Genomic DNA, 16,480 nt, shown 5'->3' with positions numbered 1-16,480 from the left:
CGTCCCCCGCCTCAACCAGGCGGCCGTGGCGGCCGGTACCGCGGACATCGACGCGGTGTCGGGCGCCACGTACACCAGCGCCGGCTACAAGAAGTCCCTGCAGTCCGCGCTGGACCAGGCCGGTGGCTGACACCGTGGCCGACTCCGCACAGGCTCCCGCCGCGGTACGTCATGCCGAGGAGACGATGGGGACCGTCTTCTCCTTCGACGTCCGCGGCGGGGAACCGGCCGCCGTGCGCGCGGCCCTGGACGAGGCCGTGGCCGGGTTGCACCGGGTCGACGAGGTGTTCAGCACGTACCGCGAGGACAGCCAGATCTCGCGGCTGCAGCGCGGTGAGGTGACCGTCGCGGAGTGCGATCCCGAGGTCGCCGAGGTGCTGGAACTGGCGGCCGAGGCCGAGCGGCTGAGCGACGGCTGGTTCAGCACGTCGTACCAGGGGCGCCTCGATCCGACCGGCATCGTGAAGGGCTGGGCCGTCGAGCGGGCGGCGCGCCTGCTGGCGGACGTGCCAGGGGTGTGCGGGGTGAACCTGAACGGCGGCGGCGACGTGCAGTTGCTCGGGACACCGGGCGGGCAGCGGCCGTGGCGCGTGGGCGTGGCCGACCCGTTGCGGCCGGGTGGCCTGGCGGCGGTCGTCTCCGCGGCGGGGGCACCGGAATTGTCCGTGGCCACGTCCGGAACGGCGGAGCGGGGAGACCACATCGTCGATCCCCGTACGGGGCGCTCCGCGGTGAGCGACCTGGTCGCCGTGACGGTGGTGGGCCCGCGGCTGACGTGGGTGGACTGCTGGGCGACGGCGGCGTTCGCGATGGGCTCGCGGGAGGGCCTGGCGTGGCTGGAGTCGCTGCCGGACGTGGAGGCGCTGCTGATCACGGCCGGGGACGAGGTGCGCTGCACTGGAGGGTTGGCTGCGAGGCTGGGGTGAGTTCCGGCCGGGCAGACGCCCCGAAGGGGCGCGGGGAACTGCGCGACCAGCCACAGCCCACCCGCACCCGGACGACAACCCTCAGTGCCCGTTCTGGGCCAGCCTCAGCAAGTGGTCGGCCAGGGCCTGCCCACCCGTCGGGTCCCTGCTGATCAACATCAGCGTGTCGTCACCCGCGATCGTCCCCAGGATGTCGTGCAGCTCGGCCTGGTCGATGGCCGAGGCCAGGAACTGCGCGGCCCCCGGAGGGGTGCGCAGGACCACGAGGTTCGCCGAGGCCTCCGCGGAGATCAGCAGCTCCTGCGAGAGCCGCCGCATCCGCTCCTCCTTCGCCGACCCGCCCAGCGGTGCCCGGGGCGTGCGGAACCCACCCTCGCTGGGCACCGCGTAGATCAGGTCGCCGTCGGCGTTGCGGATCTTCACCGCGTTCAGCTCGTCCAGGTCCCGGCTGAGCGTGGCCTGCGTGACGCTCAGCCCGTCGTCGGCGAGCAGCTTCGCCAGCTGGCTCTGCGACCGGACCGGCTGCCGGTTGAGGATGTCCACGATCCGGCGGTGGCGGGCGGTGCGGGTCTGCGGCACGGCGGGCCCGTTCGCCCCCGGCTGCTCGTGGTCCTGCGCCTGGCTCATCGTCGTCTCATTCCCCGGATCGTCCGTCCCCGCTGACTGCCTGGAGGATGCCGGGCAGCGCCCCGAGGAACGCGTCCACCTCGTCGTCGCCGAGGTTCAGCGGCGGCATCAGCCGGACGACGTCGGGGGCGGGCACGTTCACCAGGAATCCGGCCTCCTGAGCCGCCTGGCGCACCTGGGGCGCGAGCGGCTCGGTGAGCACGATACCCAGGAGGAGTCCCGTACCCCGGACGAAATCGATCAACTGGTGGCCGAGGCCCTCGATTCCGTCCCGCAGCCTCTCGCTCTGCCGCTTGACGTTCTCCAGCAACCCCTCGTTCTCGATGGTGTCGAGGACCGCGAGCCCGGCGGCGCAGGCCACGGGGTTGCCGCCGAAGGTCGTGCCGTGCTGGCCGGGCTGGAGCAGGTCGGCGGCCCGCCCGAAGGCGACGGTCGCGCCGAGCGGCAGGCCGCCGCCCAGCTGCTTGGCGAGGGTGACGACGTCGGGCAGGACGCCCTCGTGGGCCTGGTACTCGAACCAGTGCCCGGTCCGGCCGATGCCGGTCTGCACCTCGTCGAGGACGAGGAGCGCCCCGGTCGCCGCCGTGATGGCGCGGGCCGCCTTGAGGTAGCCGGCCGGCGGCACGACCACGCCGAGCTCGCCCTGGATCGGTTCGAGGATGACGAGCGCGGTCTCCTCGGTCACGGCCGCGGCCAGGGCCTGTGCGTCGCCGAACGGCACGTGCGTGACATCGCCCGGCAGCGGCAGGAACGGCTCGCGCTTGCCCTGCTGACCGGTCAGCGCCAGGGCGCCCATGGTCCGCCCGTGGAAGGCGCCCTCGGTGGCGACGACGTGGGTGCGCCCGGTCAGCCGGCCGATCTTGAAGGCGGCCTCGTTGGCCTCGGCGCCGGAGTTGCAGAAGAAAACCCTGCCGTCCCTGCCGAAGAGGGTGAGCAGCCGCTCGGCGAGGGCGACGGTCGGCTCGGCCATGAAGAAGTTGGAGATGTGGCCGAGGGAGCCGATCTGCCGGCTGACGGCCTCGACGACCGCCGGGTGGGCGTGGCCGAGGGCGTTGGTGGCGATGCCGCCGACGAAGTCGAGGTACGCGTTGCCGTCGGCGTCCCACACCGTGGTGCCCGCGCCGCGCTCCAGGGCCAGCAGCGGGGCGCCGTAGTTGTTCATGAGCGCCCCCTGCCACCGCCCGGCGTACTCCTGCTGCGCGGTCATACGGCGTCCCCCTCGTGCTCGTCGGGCACGACCATCGTGCCGATGCCCTCGTCGGTGAAGATCTCCAGCAGGATCGAGTGCTGGACCCGGCCGTCGATGACGCGGGCGGTGGTGACGCCGTTGCGCACGGCGTGCAGGCAGCCCTCCATCTTCGGCACCATGCCGGACGACAGGTCCGGCAGCAGCCGCTCCAGCTCGGTCGCGGTGAGGCGGCTGATCACCTCGTCGCTGTGCGGCCAGTCCTCGTAAAGACCCTCGACGTCCGTGAGGACCATGAGGGTTTCGGCGTCCAGTGCAGCAGCGAGTGCCGCAGCCGCCGTATCAGCATTGACGTTGTAGACATGTCCGTCGTCCTGGCTCCGGGCGATCGAGGAGACGACCGGGATGCGGCCGTCGGCGAGCAGGGCCTCGATGGCGCCGGTGTCGATCGCGGTGATCTCGCCGACCCGCCCGATGTCGACCAGCTCGCCGTCGATCTCGGGCTGGTGCTTGGTGGCGGTGATGGTGTGCGCGTCCTCGCCGGTCAGGCCGACGGCGAGCGGCCCGTGCTCGTTGAGCAGCCCGACCAGTTCGCGCTGGACCTGCCCGGCCAGCACCATGCGGACGACGTCCATGGCGTCCTCGGTGGTCACCCTGAGGCCGGCTTTGAACTCGCTGACGATGCCGTGCTGATCGAGCGCCCGGCTGATCTGCGGGCCGCCGCCGTGCACGACCACGGGCTTGAGGCCGGCATGGTGCAGGAAGACGACGTCCTGTGCGAAGGCGGCCTTGAGGTCCTCGTCGATCATGGCGTTGCCGCCGAACTTGATGACGACCGTCTTGCCGTTGTGCCGGACCAGCCAGGGCAGCGCCTCGATGAGGGTCTCGGCCTTCGGAAGAGCGGTGTGTTTCCGCGTCGGGCTGCTCATGAGGAGTACGCGCTGTTCTCGTGGACGTAGTCGGCGGTGAGGTCGTTGGTCCAAATGGTGGCGGTCTCGGACCCGGCGGCGAGGTCGGCGACGATGTGCACCTCGCGGTAGCGCATGTCGACCTTGTCGCGGTCCTCGCCGACGCCGCCGTTCTTGCAGACCCAGACGCCGTTGATGGCGACGTTCAGCCGGTCCGGCTCGAAGACGGCCTGCGTGGTGCCGATGGCGGAGAGCACCCGGCCCCAGTTGGGGTCCTCGCCGTGGATGGCGCACTTGAGGAGGTTGTTGCGGGCGATGGAGCGGCCCACCTCGACGGCGTCGTCCTCGGTCGCGGCGTTGATCACCTCGACCTTGATGTCCTTGCTGGCGCCCTCGGCGTCGCGGATGAGCTGCTGTCCGAGGTCGTCGCAGACCTGCCGTACGGCCTCGGCGAACTCCTCGTACCCGGGGGTGACTCCGGCCGAGCCCGAGGCGAGCAGCAGCACGGTGTCGTTGGTGGACATGCAGCCGTCGGAGTCGACCCGGTCGAAGGTCGTGCGGGTGGCGGCCCGCAGGGCCTTGTCCAGGACGTCGTCGTCGAGGGCGGCGTCGGTGGTGAGGACGACGAGCATGGTGGCGAGACCGGGCGCGAGCATGCCCGCGCCCTTGGCCATGCCGCCGACGGTCCAGCCGTCCTTGGTGACGACGGACGTCTTGTGGACGGTGTCGGTGGTCTTGATGGCGATGGCGGCCTTCTCACCACCGTGCTCGGAGAGCTGGGCGGCGGCCGTCTCGACGCCCGGCAGCAGCTTGTCCATCGGCAGCAGCACGCCGATGAGGCCGGTGGAGCAGACGGCCACCTCGATGGCGCCACGGCCGAGGACCTCCGCGGCCTTCTCGGCCGTGGCGTGGGTGTCCTGGAAGCCCTTGGGGCCCGTGCAGGCGTTGGCGCCGCCGGAGTTGAGGACGACGGCGGACACCTGGCCGCTCTTGAGCACCTGCTCGGACCACAGGACCGGCGCGGCCTTCACGCGGTTGGAGGTGAAGACGCCGGCGGCGGCGCGGCGGGGGCCGGTGTTGACCACGAGGGCCAGGTCGGGGTTGCCGTTCTCCTTGATCCCGGCGGCGATGCCCGCCGCCGTGAACCCCTTCGCTGCCGTCACACTCACGGCGCAACTCCGATCGTCGTCAGCCCGGTGGTCTCGTCGAGACCCAGGGCGATGTTCATGCTCTGGACGGCACCGCCGGCGGTGCCCTTGGTGAGGTTGTCGATGGCGCTGATCACGATGATCCGTCCGGCGGCGGGGTCGTACGCGACCTGTACCTGAACGGCGTTCGAACCGTGGACGGACGCCGTGGCGGGCCACTGGCCCTCGGGCAGCAGGTGCACGAACGGCTCGTCGGCGAAGACCTTCTCGTAGGCGGCGCGCAGGGACTCGCCCGTGACGCCGTCGACGGCCTTGGCACTGCACGTGGCGAGGATGCCGCGGGGCATCGGCGCGAGGGTCGGGGTGAAGGACACGGAGACCGGCGCTCCGGCGGCCGCGCTGAGGTTCTGGGTGATCTCGGGGGTGTGCCGGTGCCCGCCGCCGACGCCGTACGGGGACATCGACCCCATGACCTCGCTGCCGAGCAGGTGCGGCTTGGGTGCCTTGCCCGCGCCGGACGTGCCGGACGCGGCGACGATCACGGCCTCGGGCTCCGCCAGACCGGCCGCGTAGGCCGGGAACAGGGCCAGGGAGACGGCGGTGGGGTAGCAACCGGGCACCGCGACGCGCTTGGACCCCTCCAGCGCGGCGCGGGCGCCCGGCAGTTCGGGAAGGCCGTAGGGCCAGGTTCCGGCGTGCGGGGAGCCGTAGAACCGCTCCCAGGCGGCGGCGTCCGTCAGGCGGAAGTCGGCGCCCATGTCGACGACGAGCACGTCGGGACCGAGCTGCTCGGCGACGGCGGCGGACTGCCCGTGCGGCAGCGCGAGGAAGACGACGTCGTGGCCGGCGAGAACCTCCGGGGTGGTCTCCTGGAGCACTCGGCCGGCCAGGGGCAGCAGGTGCGGTTGGAGCGCACCGAGCCTCTGCCCGGCGTTGGAGTTGCCGGTCAGGGCGCCGACCTCGACCTCGGGGTGTGCCAGGAGCAGACGCAGCAGTTCTCCGCCCGCGTACCCACTCGCTCCGGCCACTGCCGCACGTACCGCCATGGAACCTCCTCCTTAGAGGGCATGACTATACGTTTCGCTGCACGTTTATGCAATCTCATGCACAGGCCGCGCGGTGGCCGCGACGACGCCTCCCTGAACCGGTTTTGTCCTGGCCATGACGACAGGTTAAGGTCCGCGGGCACGTCTCAGGGGATCACGGCAGGTGGGGGAACATGGCCGAGGACATCGACGCGCCCGAGAAGAGCGTGAACGCGTGGGGGCAGGCGCTCGCGGCGGTGGTGCTGGTGGGGGCGCTCGGCGCAGGTTTCTGGGGGCTGGCCAAGACGTCGGCCGCCGAGAGCGAGCCGAAGCCGGCCACCTGCTCCGACGGGGAGACCCCGGCAGCCAAGGGCAAGCACCTCTCCGGGGCGCAGTTGTGCGAGGCGCTGAACCGGTCCGACCTGGCCGCGCTGCTGGGCACGCCGACGGAGATCGCGAAGACCGCCTCCGGCAGCGACAGCTCCATCGGGAAGATCGCCACCCCGCAGGCGCAGGTCGAGTTCGAGACGTACACCGTGACGCTGTCGGCGACCTACGACGGCCTGCCGGTGGCCGGGTCGCAGGCTCTCCTCGGAACCGACGCCCGCCCGCGGAAGACGCTGGGCCGCCCGGGTGTCCTCTATTCGACCCGCACCATCAGCATCAGCTTCCGGCTCGACGGCGGAGACGCCGACAGCGGGCCCGGCGTTCCGGCCCGGGCCCTGACCGTGGCCCGGGACAGCAAGGACCGCGGCGGCTCCCTCGACGTCACCCTGTGGCGCGCGGACGGAGTGGTACCGGACGACGCGGTGCTGCTGCGCGTCGCCGAGAAGGTGTTGCCGACGGTCCCCGGATGGAAGTCCGGGGCGTGACCGTCACGCGGTGACGGCGCTGTGCGGCCGCCGTCCCCCCGCCGGGGAGGGCCGCCGCACAGCGGGATGTCACCTCTGCTTGATCCTCAGGAACGTCACGGAGTTCGCGGGGAAGGTGTAGGTGAACTTCTTCGCCACACCCCGGAACGTGGACGTCACCGGCGTCACCGGGGTGTCCGTCTCCGTGTTCACGGCGTCCTGGTCGGCGGCCAGCGTGGTGACGCGGGCCGTGGAGGCGACCCTGACGTCACCGAGGTCGACGGCCGTACGGGCCTCGGCCGGCTGGGCGTTGACGACCTTGACGATCAGGTCACCGGTCTTCTCGTCCCTGGTGACGACCTGACGGAACGGCTCGGCCGGCTTGTCGTCCCTGAAGCTGCCCCACTCCTTGCCGTCGAGGAAGAGGGTGACCTGGCGGCCACGCACCTTGATGTCGATGTCGTAGGCCCGGCCGGTCTCGACCGACCCGGGCTTCGTCAGCAGGGTGCTCTTGCCGCCGTCCACGGCCTGCTCGATCGCCGACTGGGTGTTGTTCCAGCCGCCCAGGTTCCACCAGTAGTAGTTGCCGGTGTCCTTGACGCCGAAGGCGACGAGGAAGCCCTCCTTGCCGGACTTCTTGGTGGCCTTCACCTGCAGGTCGTAGTCCTTCCAGGCCGCATCGCCCGCCGTGACCATGGTGTTCTCGGCGGCGGTGTCGGTCTGGACGTAGGCCCCGTCCTGCACGCTCCAGCTGCCACGACCGCTGGTGGTCCACTTCGAGGCGCCACCGGAGAAGTCGTCGCCGAGCAGGGTCGAGCCGTCCGCGGAGGTGACCTTCACGTCGTCGTACGCGGCGCTGGTCGCCCACGTCGACAGGCCCACGGCGCCGGTGATGGGGCCGCTGACGTTCGGGGTGGTGGTGGCCCTGGACGGCACGACACGGTCGCCGACGTTGTTCATGAACAGCTTCTGGACCTCGTAGTTGGCCGAGTTCCAGGAGGCCCGGTTGTTGAACCAGATCAGGTCCGGCCGCCACTGCACGTAGTCCTCGTTGGCGAGCAGCGGGGCGTACGAGGCGAGCTTGACGACGTCGGCGTTGCGCTCCAGGCCGGTCATGAAGGCGGCTTCGGACAGGCCGTTCTTCCAGGCGTTGCCCTGGGAGGCGTATTCGCCGAGGAAGACCTTCGGGCCGTTGCGGTCGTAGGAGTCGTAGCGGTCGTTGTTCTGCAGGAACCAGTTCGGGCTGTTGTAGTAGTGCTCGTCGACCATGTCGACCTTGGCGTCGCGGTTGAGCTGCCAGGCGGTGTCGAAGGTCGAACCGGCGTCGTCGGGACCCGAGTTGGAGATGACGGTGATCTCCGGGTACTTCGCCTCGATGGCGGCCCGGAACTTCTGGAAGCGGGCGAAGAACTCCCTCGGGAGGTTCTCCTCGTTGCCGACCTCGATGTGGGTGAGGTGGAAGGGCTTGGGGTGGCCCATCCGCGCGCGGACCTTGCCCCACTCGGAGGTCGCGGGGCCGTTGGCGAACTCGATGAGGTCCAGGGCGTCCTGGATGTGCCGCTCGAGCAGCGCGTCGTCGTCGGTGGCCTTGTTCTGCCCGCAGCCGGTGACCAGGGCGGGGACGACGGGCAGCGGCATGGCGCCGATGTCCTCGGAGAAGCGGAAGTACTCGTAGTAGCCGAGGCCGTAGCTCTGGTTGTATCCCCAGACGTTGGCGTTGGTGGCGCGCTCCTCGACCGGGCCTACGGTGTCCTTCCACTGGTAGCTGCGCTTGCGCTGCCAGTTCGAGGACGCACTGTAGTCCTCCATGGAGCCGGTGTTGACCAGGCAGCCGCCCGGGAAGCGCACGAAGCCCGGATGCAGGTCGGCGATCTTCTGGGCGAGGTCCTTGCGCAGGCCGCCCGGCTGGTTCTTGTACGTCTCGCGCGGGAACAGCGACACCTCGTCGAGCGCGGCGGTGTTCGTGGAGGCCACGGCGAGACGGCCGCGGTTGCTGGTGCGGGACGCGGTGAAGGTGGCCTTGTACTTGGCCCAGCCGCCCTGCACGGCGACCTGCCGTGCGGTGGCCAGGCTTCCCGCGGCGTCCTTCAGGGAGACGGTGAGTGTGCTGCCGCTCGCGGCGCGGGCCCACACGGAGAAGTCGTACCGCTTGCCCTGCTCGACACGGATGCCGGTGTTGTAACCGGCGTTCGTGACGGACGAACCGGCGCCCAGGGAGAGGTAGTTGCGGTTGCGTTCGTTCAGGCGGCCGGAGTCGTTCACGACCTGGGCCGTCCCGCCGGTGGTCCACGAGGTCAGGGGCGTGTAGGAGCCGTTGTCGGCGGTGGAGTACTCGAAGGACCGGTTCTGCACGAGCTCTGCGTACAGGCCGCCGTCGGCGGCGCGGTTGATGTCCTCGAAGAAGACGCCGTACATCGTGTCGTCGATCTTCGCGCCCTGGGCGGACGGGTCGACGGTGATCGCGTAGTCGGTCACGTCCTCGGCGTGCGCGGGGGCCGGTAAGAGGGCTGCCGCCGTCAGGAGGGCGGTGGTCGTGAGACCGATTCTCCCTCGGGTGCGGGCGTCGGTGCGTGGCATGGATACTCCGCGGCTCTCTGCTAGAGGTAGAGGTGTTCGAAATATCAGACAGTGATCAGCACTTCGAACGGCAAGATAGGGAGGGGGCGGATGCGCGTCAATGGGGCGTGCGACAGGGCCGGGACGAAGAACGGAGCGGGATGGGCGAGTTCTGGCCAGTGCCGGATGTACTGGCGTTTCTCGCCGGACGCTGGAGGGTGTCGCGGTCGGTGCGGGATCTCGCGAGCGGCGCGGCCGGGGAGTTCACCGGAACCACCGAGTTCCGTGCGGACGGGGAGCGGCCCGGCGGCCTCCTGCACCACGAGTCCGGCACCTTCGTCTGGCAGGGCGTCGCCCGGCCCGCCGAACGGACCCTGCGGTTCCTGCCCGGCCCGGGCGGCACGGCGGACGTGCGGTTCGCCGACGGGCGGCCGTTCCACGACCTGGACCTCACGTCCGGACGGCATGTCGCCGACCATCCCTGCTCGGCGGACCTCTACCGAGGCGAGTTCCATGTCCGGGACGCCGACCACTGGCGGACGGTGTGGCGTGTCCGCGGCCCCGCCAAGGACCTGGTCCTGACGACCGACTACGCGCGCGAGGGCTGAGCCGGCGCCCCGCCGTCGAAGCGGAGGTTCCAGCGCCCCGCCCGGCCCGTCACGGCGGACGTCGACAGCGGGCGGACGTCGATGTTCCAGTACGTCGACGGCGGTGCCTTCAGGGCGTAGACCAGGGCCGCCCGGATCACGGAGGGCTCGGCCACCGCCACGACCCGGCAGCCGTCCTCGACGGGCCGGGTGTCGAGCCAGCCGCCGACACGGGTGATGAAGTCGACGAGCGACTCGCCCCCGTGCGGGGTCGCGCGGGGGTCTGCGAGCCAGGCGTCCACGGCGTCCGGCTCGCGGGCCATCGCCTCGCCCAGGGTCAGCCCGCGCCAGCGGCCCATGTCGCAGTCGCGCAGGCCGAGCTGCACCAGCGGCGCGTACCCGAGCCCCTCCCCCGTCGCCCGGCTGCGCGGAGTCGGCGAGCAGTAGCGCAGTTCGGCCGCGGCGAGCGGCAGCAGCTCCCGGGCGGCGCGCTCCACCTCGCCCCAGCCGGCCTGGTCCAGCGGCCGATCGTCCTCGAAACGCTCGGCGAGCAGCGGGGAGCTGCGCGCGGCGGCGACGAAGGTGACCCGAAGTGGCATGCGGCGATCGTGGGCGCAGCAAGTACGCAGGTCAAGAGGTGTTACCTACGAGTTACCGAGGGTGCCGCGACCCTCACTGGTGGAAGATGAGCGCCATCCAGTGCTCGGGGCGCTCCAGCGGGGCGAACCCGATCTTCTCGTAGACCCCGTGGGCGTCGTGGGTGGCGAGCAGCACCCTCCGCACCCCGTACGACCGCGTCTCGTCCCGCACGGCGGCCACGAGGGCGCTTCCGACGCCCTTGCCGCGCACCGCCGGGTCGACGTACACGTCACACAGCCACGCGAAGGTGGCCCGGTCGGTGATCACCCGGGCGTAGGCGACCTGTTCGCCCGACACCGTGTCGAACACGCCGAAGTTGAGCGACCCGTCGATCGCCAGGTCCTGCTTCTGCCGGGGGCGCCCCAGCGCCCAGTAGGCGTCGGTGGACAGCCAGTGGTGCACTCGCTCGCGGTCGACACGGGCGGGGTCGGTGGATATCTCGTAGCCCTCGGGCAGGCTCGGGGTGCCGGTCATGGCCGCGATGCTCGCAGGTGGTCCGACGGTGCGTCGAGCGGTTATCCCAGCACCTCCTCACAGGCCGTGCGCAGCCTCCGTACGCCCTCCGCGATCTCACCGGTCCCGGCGACCGCCGCGAAGCTCAGCCGGACGTGCGCGGCCGGGGGTTCGGCGCTGAAGTAGGGGCGGCCGGGCGCGAGGGCGACGCCGGCGCGCAGGGCCGCCGAGGTCAGGGCCGACTCGTCCGTGCCGTCGGGCAGGCGTGGCCACAGGTGGTAGCCGCCGGACGGGACGTGCGGCAGGGCGAGCTCCGGCAGGTGCAGGGCGAGGGCGCCGGTCATCGCGTCCCGGCGGGCCTTCAACTCCGCGGAGACGGCCCGCAGGTGACGGGGCCAAGCGGGCGAGCCGACGAGTTCGAGGGCGGCCTCCTGGAGGGGGCGCGGCACGAAGAACGTGTCGACGACCTGGATGGCGCGCAGCCGTTCCAGAACCGGCCCGCGGGCGGCCAGGGCACTGACCCGGAAGCTCGGCGAGGTCGCCTTGGTGAGCGAGGAGACGTGGACGACGACGCCGTCGGGGTCGTCGGCGGCCAGCGGGCGCGGCAACGGCCCCGCGTCCTCGTGGACGAGCCGCCGCACGAAGTCGTCCTCGACGACGAACGCACCCGCCTCCCGGGCGATGCGCAGGACCTCGGCGCGCCGCTCGGGCGCGAGCACCGCGCCCGTGGGGTTCTGGAAGAGCGGCTGGCAGACGAAGGCCGGGGCGCCGGTGGCCCGGAACGCCTCCGCGAGCAGCGCCGGACGTACGCCGTCGGCGTCCACCGGGACGGGCACCGGGCGCAGGCCGGCGGCGCGGGCGATGGCCAGCATGCCGGGGTAGGTGGGCGACTCGACCAGGACGGGTGCGCCGGGCGGGGCGAGGGCGCGCAGGGCGGTGGTGAGCGCGGACTGGCCGCCGGCGGTGACCAGCACCTCGGCGGCCGACACCGGGCCGCCGACGCTCCGCGCGAACCACTCGCGCAATTCCGGCAGCCCCTCCATGGGCGGTCGCCCCCAGGCACCGGGACGGCGCCCGGCACGCGAGAGGGCGGCGGCCATGGCCCGCTCGGGCTGCAGGGACGGGTGCAGATAGCCGCCGTTGAACTCGATCACGCCGGGCGGCGGGGCGGCCAGCGACGCCAGCACCCCGGAGGCGTCCACGGAGCGTGGCACGAGGTCGGCGGCGCCGTCGGCGCTCAGCGCGACCTCCTGCCAGGAGGTGTCACCGGTGGGGGCCGGTGCCGTCCGGGCTTGGGCGCGGAACGCGCCCGCGCCGGGCCGGGTGACCACGAGACCCTCGGCGGCGAGCTGAGCCAGGGCCCGCGACACCGTCACCGGGCTCACCCGGAATCGCTCGATCAGGGCCCGACTCGACGGCAGCTTTTCACCCGGAGAGTAGCGGTCGAGCTCCCGTCGCAGCCGTTCCACCAGTTCACCCACACTGCTACGCTCGTGCATGAGAGCACAGAGTAGCGCTACTGCGCCGCCCGCGATAGCAGTCGCCACCTCGGGCCGGGAGGGGCAGGGCTTCGGCACCCTCCAGGCGGCCCTCGGGGTCGTGGCGTTCTCCCTCACGTTCCCCGCGACCGCCTGGGGACTGGAGGGCTTCGGTCCCTGGTCGCTCGTGGCCGTGCGGAGCGTCCTGGCCGCGGTGATCGCGGGCGCCGCCCTTCTGGCGCTGCGGGTGCCGCTGCCCGCCAGGCGGCACCGGCCGGGCCTCGCGGTCGTCGGGGCCGGCGTCGTCCTCGGCTTCCCGCTGCTGACCACCCTGGCGCTGGAGACCTCCACCACCGCGCACGCGGCCGTCGTGGTCGGCCTGCTCCCCCTGACCACGGCGCTCTTCTCGGCCCTGCGCGTCGGCACCCGGCCCTCACGCACCTTCTGGATCGCAGCCTTCACGGGCGCGGCGGCGGTGCTGGCCTTCACCGTCCAGCAGAGCGGCGGCGCCCTGACCACCGCCGACCTGTACCTGTTCGCCGCGCTGCTGGTCTGCGCGGCCGGCTACACCGAGGGCGGCCGGCTGGCCCGGGTCATGCCGGGGTGGCAGGTGATCGGCTGGGCGCTGGTGTTGTGCCTGCCCCTCACCGTGCCGGTGGCCTCGATCGCCCTGGCACACGAACCCGTGCGGCTGACCGCGCACAGCGTCACGGGGCTGCTGTGGGTCGCGGCGGGCTCGCAGTTCGCCGGGCTGGTCGTCTGGTACCGCGGCATGGCCGCCATCGGCATCCCCAAAGCGAGCCAGTTGCAGCTCGCCCAGCCGCTGCTCACACTGGTGTGGTCGGTGCTGCTGCTGGGCGAGCACCTCACGGTCGCCGCCCCGCTGACGGCCGTGGCGGTGCTGGTCTGCATCGCCGTCACACAGCGATCACGCGGCTGAGCGGGGAGCGCGCGGCCACTGCCGAGGGGCGCACCCCACCGTAGACTCAAGGCCACGGACCGCTGCTCCCACATCGTGAGGAGGCCCCAGATGCGCGCAACCGTGGGCGACCAGCTTGTCCAGCACGGCAGGGTGGTCGGTCAGCACGACAAGATCGGCGAGATCGTCGAAGTGCTCGGCCAGGAGGGCAACCCCCCGTACCGCGTCCGGTTCGAGGACGGGCACGAGGGTGTGTGCTCCCCGGGGCCGGACACGGAGATCCGGCACAGGGAGACCACGACCGGGCCGTGACCCGGAGTACGGGCGAGGCGGGCTGCCCGTAGCAGGCCCGCCCCGGCGCAACGCGGGGCCCCGCGGGTGCGACTCCACTCAGCATGCCCTTCCCCCTGCCGGCACCTCGCGCGAGGCGATTCAGCGCGGGGGCGGCGCGGGCTGCCCGTAGTGGTCGGCGACGACCCGTGCCATCGCCTCGATGCGGTCGGCCGCCACGTCCCGGGCGGCGAAGTACACGTGTCCGCGCACCTGCGGGTGCTTCCGGGCCAGCGTCAGATGCCGGGACAGTTCAGCCGTCTCCTGCCATGCCGCGGGCTGCGCCGGGTCGCCGGCCTTGTACAGCGCCTCCCCCACATACAGCTGCGTCGGGCTGTCGCGCGCGGCCTTCGCCCACCAGGCCACCAGCTTCGCGTAGTCGGCGGCGGCGAAGCCGATGTTCCAGTACAGCTGAGGGACGATGTAGTCGATCCAGCCCTCGCGCACCCACTTCCGGGTGTCCGCGTGCAGATCGTCGTACGTCTCCACACCCGCCTTCGTGTCCGAGCCGAGGGGGTCGGTCCCGGCGTTGCGCCACACGCCGAACGGGCTGATGCCGAAGTGGGCGTCCGGCCGCACCTCCTTGACCCGGTCCGCGGTCTCACGCACCAGCCGGTCGATGTTGTCCCGCCGCCAGGCGGCCCGGTCCGGGAAGCCGTCGCCGTGCTCGTCGTAGGCGTCGTCGTCGTCGAAGGTCTGCCCCGCCACGGGGTAGGGGTAGAAGTAGTCGTCGAAGTGGACGCCGTCCACGGGGTACTTCGCCACGGCGTCGAGCATCGCGTCCTCCACGAAGGCGCGGACCTCGGGCAGACCCGGGTTGTAGAAGAGCTTGCCGCCGTACGTCACCACCCAGTCCGGGTTCTTGCGCGCCGGATGGGAGGCGGCGAGCCGGGTCGGGTCGGCGTGGACGGCGATCCGGTACGGGTTGAACCACGCGTGCAGCCGAAGACCCCGGGCGTGCGCCTCCTTGACGGCCGTGCCCAGCGGATCCCACCCGGGGTTCTTGCCCTGGGTGCCGGTGAGGTACTGCGACCACGGCTCGTACGGTGAGGGCCACAGGGCGTCCGCCGTGGGCCGGACCTGGAAGAACACGGTGTTGAGCCGGTTGCGGACCGCCGTGTCGAGGTGGGCGAGCAGTTCGGCGCGCTGCTGCGAGGCGGTCAGCCCCGGCTTCGACGGCCAGTCGCGGTTGGCCACGGACGCGATCCAGACGCCGCGCATCTCGGAGCCCTGCGCCCCGCCCCCACGTCCGCTCGCGGCCGACGCCTGAGGCATCATGGCGAAAGCCGACAGCGCCGCGACCGCGAACGCCCTGCGTGAGACTCGTCCCATCCGCATGCTCCAGAAAGCCGCGGATCCGCACGGTCGCGGATCGCTCCGGGGCCAGCATGCCCGATGCGGACCCGCCCCCCGCGATCGATCATCGATACTTCGGAGTAACGTGCACGAACGGAGCAGGCGCCGGGACCCGGCCGGTCTGCCCGGACGTAGATCAGCAGCGAAAGGGACGATGTGACGGACATCCCAGCGGGAGACATTGCACGCGTCGGAGTCGTGGGCTGCGGTCAGATGGGCGCGGGCATCGCCGAGGTGTGCGCCCGGGCCGGCCTGGACGTCATGGTCGCCGAGACCACCGGCGAGGCCCTGGAGATCGGCCGCACCCGGCTGTTCACCTCCCTGGCCAAGGCAGCCGAGCGCGGCAAGATCACCGAGGAGGAGAAGGAGGCCACGCTGGCCCGCCTGAGCTTCACCACGGACCTCGGCGAGTTCGCCGACCGTGACCTGGTGATCGAGGCCGTCGTGGAGAACGAGCAGGTCAAGACCGAGATCTTCCAGGTGCTCGACCAGGTCGTGACCCGGCCGGACGCGATCCTGGCGTCCAACACCTCCTCGATCCCGCTGGTGAAGCTGGCGGTCGCGACCTCGCGCCCCGACCAGGTCATCGGCATCCACTTCTTCAACCCGGCCCCGGTGCAGAAGCTCGTCGAGCTGATCCCGGCGCTCACCACGTCCGAGGGCACGATCAGCCGCGCCCAGCTCTTCACCGAGAAGCTGCTCGGCAAGCACGCGATCCGCGCCCAGGACCGCTCCGGCTTCGTGGTCAACGCGCTGCTGATCCCGTACCTGCTCTCCGCGATCCGGATGTTCGAGACGGGCATCGCCAGCCGCGAGGACATCGACAACGGCATGGAGATGGGCTGCGCCCACCCGATGGGCCCCCTGAAGCTGTCCGACCTGATCGGCCTGGACACCGTCGCCTCGGTCGCGCAGTCCATGTACGAGGAGTTCAAGGAGCCCCTGTACGCCGCTCCCCCGCTCCTGCAGCGCATGGTCGACGCGGGCCGGCTGGGCCGCAAGACGGGCTCGGGCTTCTACACGTACGCCTGACCGTCCCGCCTGCGCAGCCACCTCAACGCCGCCGCTCCTCCGGCCACGGCCGGACGCGGCGGCGTCCCCATTCCGCCGCCTGCTCGTTCATGCGCCGGCGCAGCCGGCCCATCCAGAGGGCGAGCGGTGTGACCACGAGCGCGATCAGCAGCGCCGCGCCCCACCCCTCCCCGGAGGAGAACCGGAGCACGACGACCGCCAGTGCGTAGAGCGCCAGCGTGTACGCCGCGTTCTTCTGCCACTTCGTCATGACGTCCCGGATACCCCGGACGGCCGGTTACGGACGGTCAGATTTCGGCCAAGCAGCGTACCCGGCACCGAATAGGGTGCCGGGTACGCGGCGTTCACACACCGTGTGCGCGCCGGGCTCGCATATGCCCTACGCACACTCTCCCCAGGCGTCCACCAGGCGAGTTGACTCCTCATGCGCATGCAAGGGATGTGAAACGACTACGGAAA

General features: G+C 71.6%; 18 protein-coding genes. 7 read left to right on the top strand and 11 right to left on the bottom strand.

All coding sequences use genetic code 11. The features are described from left to right. Both ADK65_RS03125 and ADK65_RS03120 read left to right on the top strand, forming a co-directional pair. Nucleotides 1-130 (top strand): FMN-binding protein (locus tag ADK65_RS03125; protein ID WP_159038708.1); only part of this gene is annotated, 130 nt, incomplete at its 5' end. Further along, nucleotides 123-926, top strand: coding sequence for an FAD:protein FMN transferase (locus tag ADK65_RS03120; RefSeq protein WP_234352781.1), 804 nt, complete (start codon nt 123-125; stop codon nt 924-926). The genes ADK65_RS03125 and ADK65_RS03120, both read left to right, overlap by 8 nt. Nucleotides 927-1,007: 81 nt before the next feature. Here ADK65_RS03120 and ADK65_RS03115 read toward each other — a convergent pair whose 3' ends face one another. The 5 genes from ADK65_RS03115 to argC are packed head-to-tail and all read right to left on the bottom strand — an operon-like array spanning nt 1,008 to nt 5,841. Next, complete coding sequence (locus tag ADK65_RS03115; RefSeq protein ID WP_053668229.1) at nt 1,008-1,553, bottom strand: arginine repressor; 546 nt, start codon at nt 1,551-1,553, stop codon at nt 1,008-1,010. A gap of 7 nt (nt 1,554-1,560) precedes the next feature. Further along, nucleotides 1,561-2,760 carry an acetylornithine transaminase gene (locus ADK65_RS03110; protein ID WP_053668228.1) on the bottom strand — a complete coding sequence of 400 codons (1,200 nt, stop codon included), beginning with the start codon at nt 2,758-2,760 and terminating at the stop codon, nt 1,561-1,563. Continuing rightward, nucleotides 2,757-3,668: an acetylglutamate kinase gene (gene argB / locus ADK65_RS03105; protein ID WP_053668227.1), complete on the bottom strand. Its 912-nt coding sequence runs from the start codon at nt 3,666-3,668 to the stop codon at nt 2,757-2,759. Before argB ends, ADK65_RS03110 begins: the two co-directional genes overlap by 4 nt. Next, nucleotides 3,665-4,816, bottom strand: coding sequence for a bifunctional glutamate N-acetyltransferase/amino-acid acetyltransferase ArgJ (gene argJ, locus ADK65_RS03100; protein WP_053668226.1), 1,152 nt, complete (start codon nt 4,814-4,816; stop codon nt 3,665-3,667). The genes argB and argJ overlap by 4 nt, the downstream gene beginning before the upstream one ends. Continuing rightward, complete coding sequence (gene argC / locus ADK65_RS03095; RefSeq protein ID WP_053668225.1) at nt 4,813-5,841, bottom strand: N-acetyl-gamma-glutamyl-phosphate reductase; 1,029 nt, start codon at nt 5,839-5,841, stop codon at nt 4,813-4,815. The genes argJ and argC overlap by 4 nt, the downstream gene beginning before the upstream one ends. 173 nt (nt 5,842-6,014) lie before the next feature. On the opposite strand from argC, the gene ADK65_RS03090 reads away from it, so the two are divergent. Further along, nucleotides 6,015-6,692: a DUF6215 domain-containing protein gene (locus ADK65_RS03090; protein WP_053668224.1), complete on the top strand. Its 678-nt coding sequence runs from the start codon at nt 6,015-6,017 to the stop codon at nt 6,690-6,692. A gap of 69 nt (nt 6,693-6,761) precedes the next feature. Here ADK65_RS03090 and ADK65_RS03085 read toward each other — a convergent pair whose 3' ends face one another. Continuing rightward, entirely contained in the window at nt 6,762-9,248 is a 2,487-nt protein-coding gene (locus ADK65_RS03085) for an alpha-L-arabinofuranosidase C-terminal domain-containing protein (protein ID WP_053668223.1), read from the bottom strand. A gap of 140 nt (nt 9,249-9,388) precedes the next feature. On the opposite strand from ADK65_RS03085, the gene ADK65_RS03080 reads away from it, so the two are divergent. Further along, nucleotides 9,389-9,835 (top strand): DUF6314 family protein, encoded by a 447-nt coding sequence (locus ADK65_RS03080; RefSeq protein WP_053668222.1) that lies wholly within the window; start codon nt 9,389-9,391, stop codon nt 9,833-9,835. Here ADK65_RS03080 and ADK65_RS03075 read toward each other — a convergent pair. The 3 genes from ADK65_RS03075 to ADK65_RS03065 form a co-directional block, all read right to left on the bottom strand. Further along, on the bottom strand, nt 9,817-10,413 hold the full coding sequence (locus tag ADK65_RS03075) for a histidine phosphatase family protein (RefSeq protein WP_053668221.1): 597 nt from the start codon (nt 10,411-10,413) through the stop codon (nt 9,817-9,819). The two genes, ADK65_RS03080 and ADK65_RS03075, sit on opposite strands and share 19 nt — an antisense overlap. Before the next feature lie 73 nt (nt 10,414-10,486). Beyond that, on the bottom strand, nt 10,487-10,927 hold the full coding sequence (locus ADK65_RS03070) for a GNAT family N-acetyltransferase (RefSeq protein WP_053668220.1): 441 nt from the start codon (nt 10,925-10,927) through the stop codon (nt 10,487-10,489). Nucleotides 10,928-10,968: 41 nt separating this feature from the next. Continuing rightward, nucleotides 10,969-12,405 (bottom strand): PLP-dependent aminotransferase family protein, encoded by a 1,437-nt coding sequence (locus ADK65_RS03065; protein WP_053668219.1) that lies wholly within the window; start codon nt 12,403-12,405, stop codon nt 10,969-10,971. On the opposite strand from ADK65_RS03065, the gene ADK65_RS03060 reads away from it, so the two are divergent. Then, nucleotides 12,404-13,324, top strand: coding sequence for a DMT family transporter (locus ADK65_RS03060; RefSeq protein WP_078955786.1), 921 nt, complete (start codon nt 12,404-12,406; stop codon nt 13,322-13,324). The two genes, ADK65_RS03065 and ADK65_RS03060, sit on opposite strands and share 2 nt — an antisense overlap. A gap of 90 nt (nt 13,325-13,414) precedes the next feature. After that, nucleotides 13,415-13,615 carry a DUF1918 domain-containing protein gene (locus ADK65_RS03055; protein WP_053668217.1) on the top strand — a complete coding sequence of 67 codons (201 nt, stop codon included), beginning with the start codon at nt 13,415-13,417 and terminating at the stop codon, nt 13,613-13,615. A gap of 120 nt (nt 13,616-13,735) precedes the next feature. Here the strand turns inward: ADK65_RS03055 and ADK65_RS03050 are convergent, their stop codons facing one another. Next, entirely contained in the window at nt 13,736-14,965 is a 1,230-nt protein-coding gene (locus ADK65_RS03050; RefSeq protein ID WP_053668216.1) for a glycoside hydrolase family 10 protein, read from the bottom strand. A 180-nt stretch (nt 14,966-15,145) separates the two neighbouring features. Here ADK65_RS03050 and ADK65_RS03045 point away from each other — a divergent pair, with 180 nt between their 5' ends. After that, on the top strand, nt 15,146-16,021 hold the full coding sequence (locus ADK65_RS03045) for a 3-hydroxybutyryl-CoA dehydrogenase (protein WP_078955784.1): 876 nt from the start codon (nt 15,146-15,148) through the stop codon (nt 16,019-16,021). Between the two features lie 22 nt (nt 16,022-16,043). Here the strand turns inward: ADK65_RS03045 and ADK65_RS03040 are convergent, their stop codons facing one another. After that, nucleotides 16,044-16,271: a hypothetical protein gene (locus ADK65_RS03040; protein WP_053668214.1), complete on the bottom strand. Its 228-nt coding sequence runs from the start codon at nt 16,269-16,271 to the stop codon at nt 16,044-16,046. Nucleotides 16,272-16,480 lie beyond the last annotated feature (209 nt).

Source organism: Streptomyces sp. NRRL B-1140, assembly GCF_001280065.1.
Lineage (GTDB): Bacteria > Actinomycetota > Actinomycetes > Streptomycetales > Streptomycetaceae > Streptomyces.
Note: the sequence above shows the minus strand (reverse complement) of the source record. Positions and strands in the feature narration are given on the sequence as shown.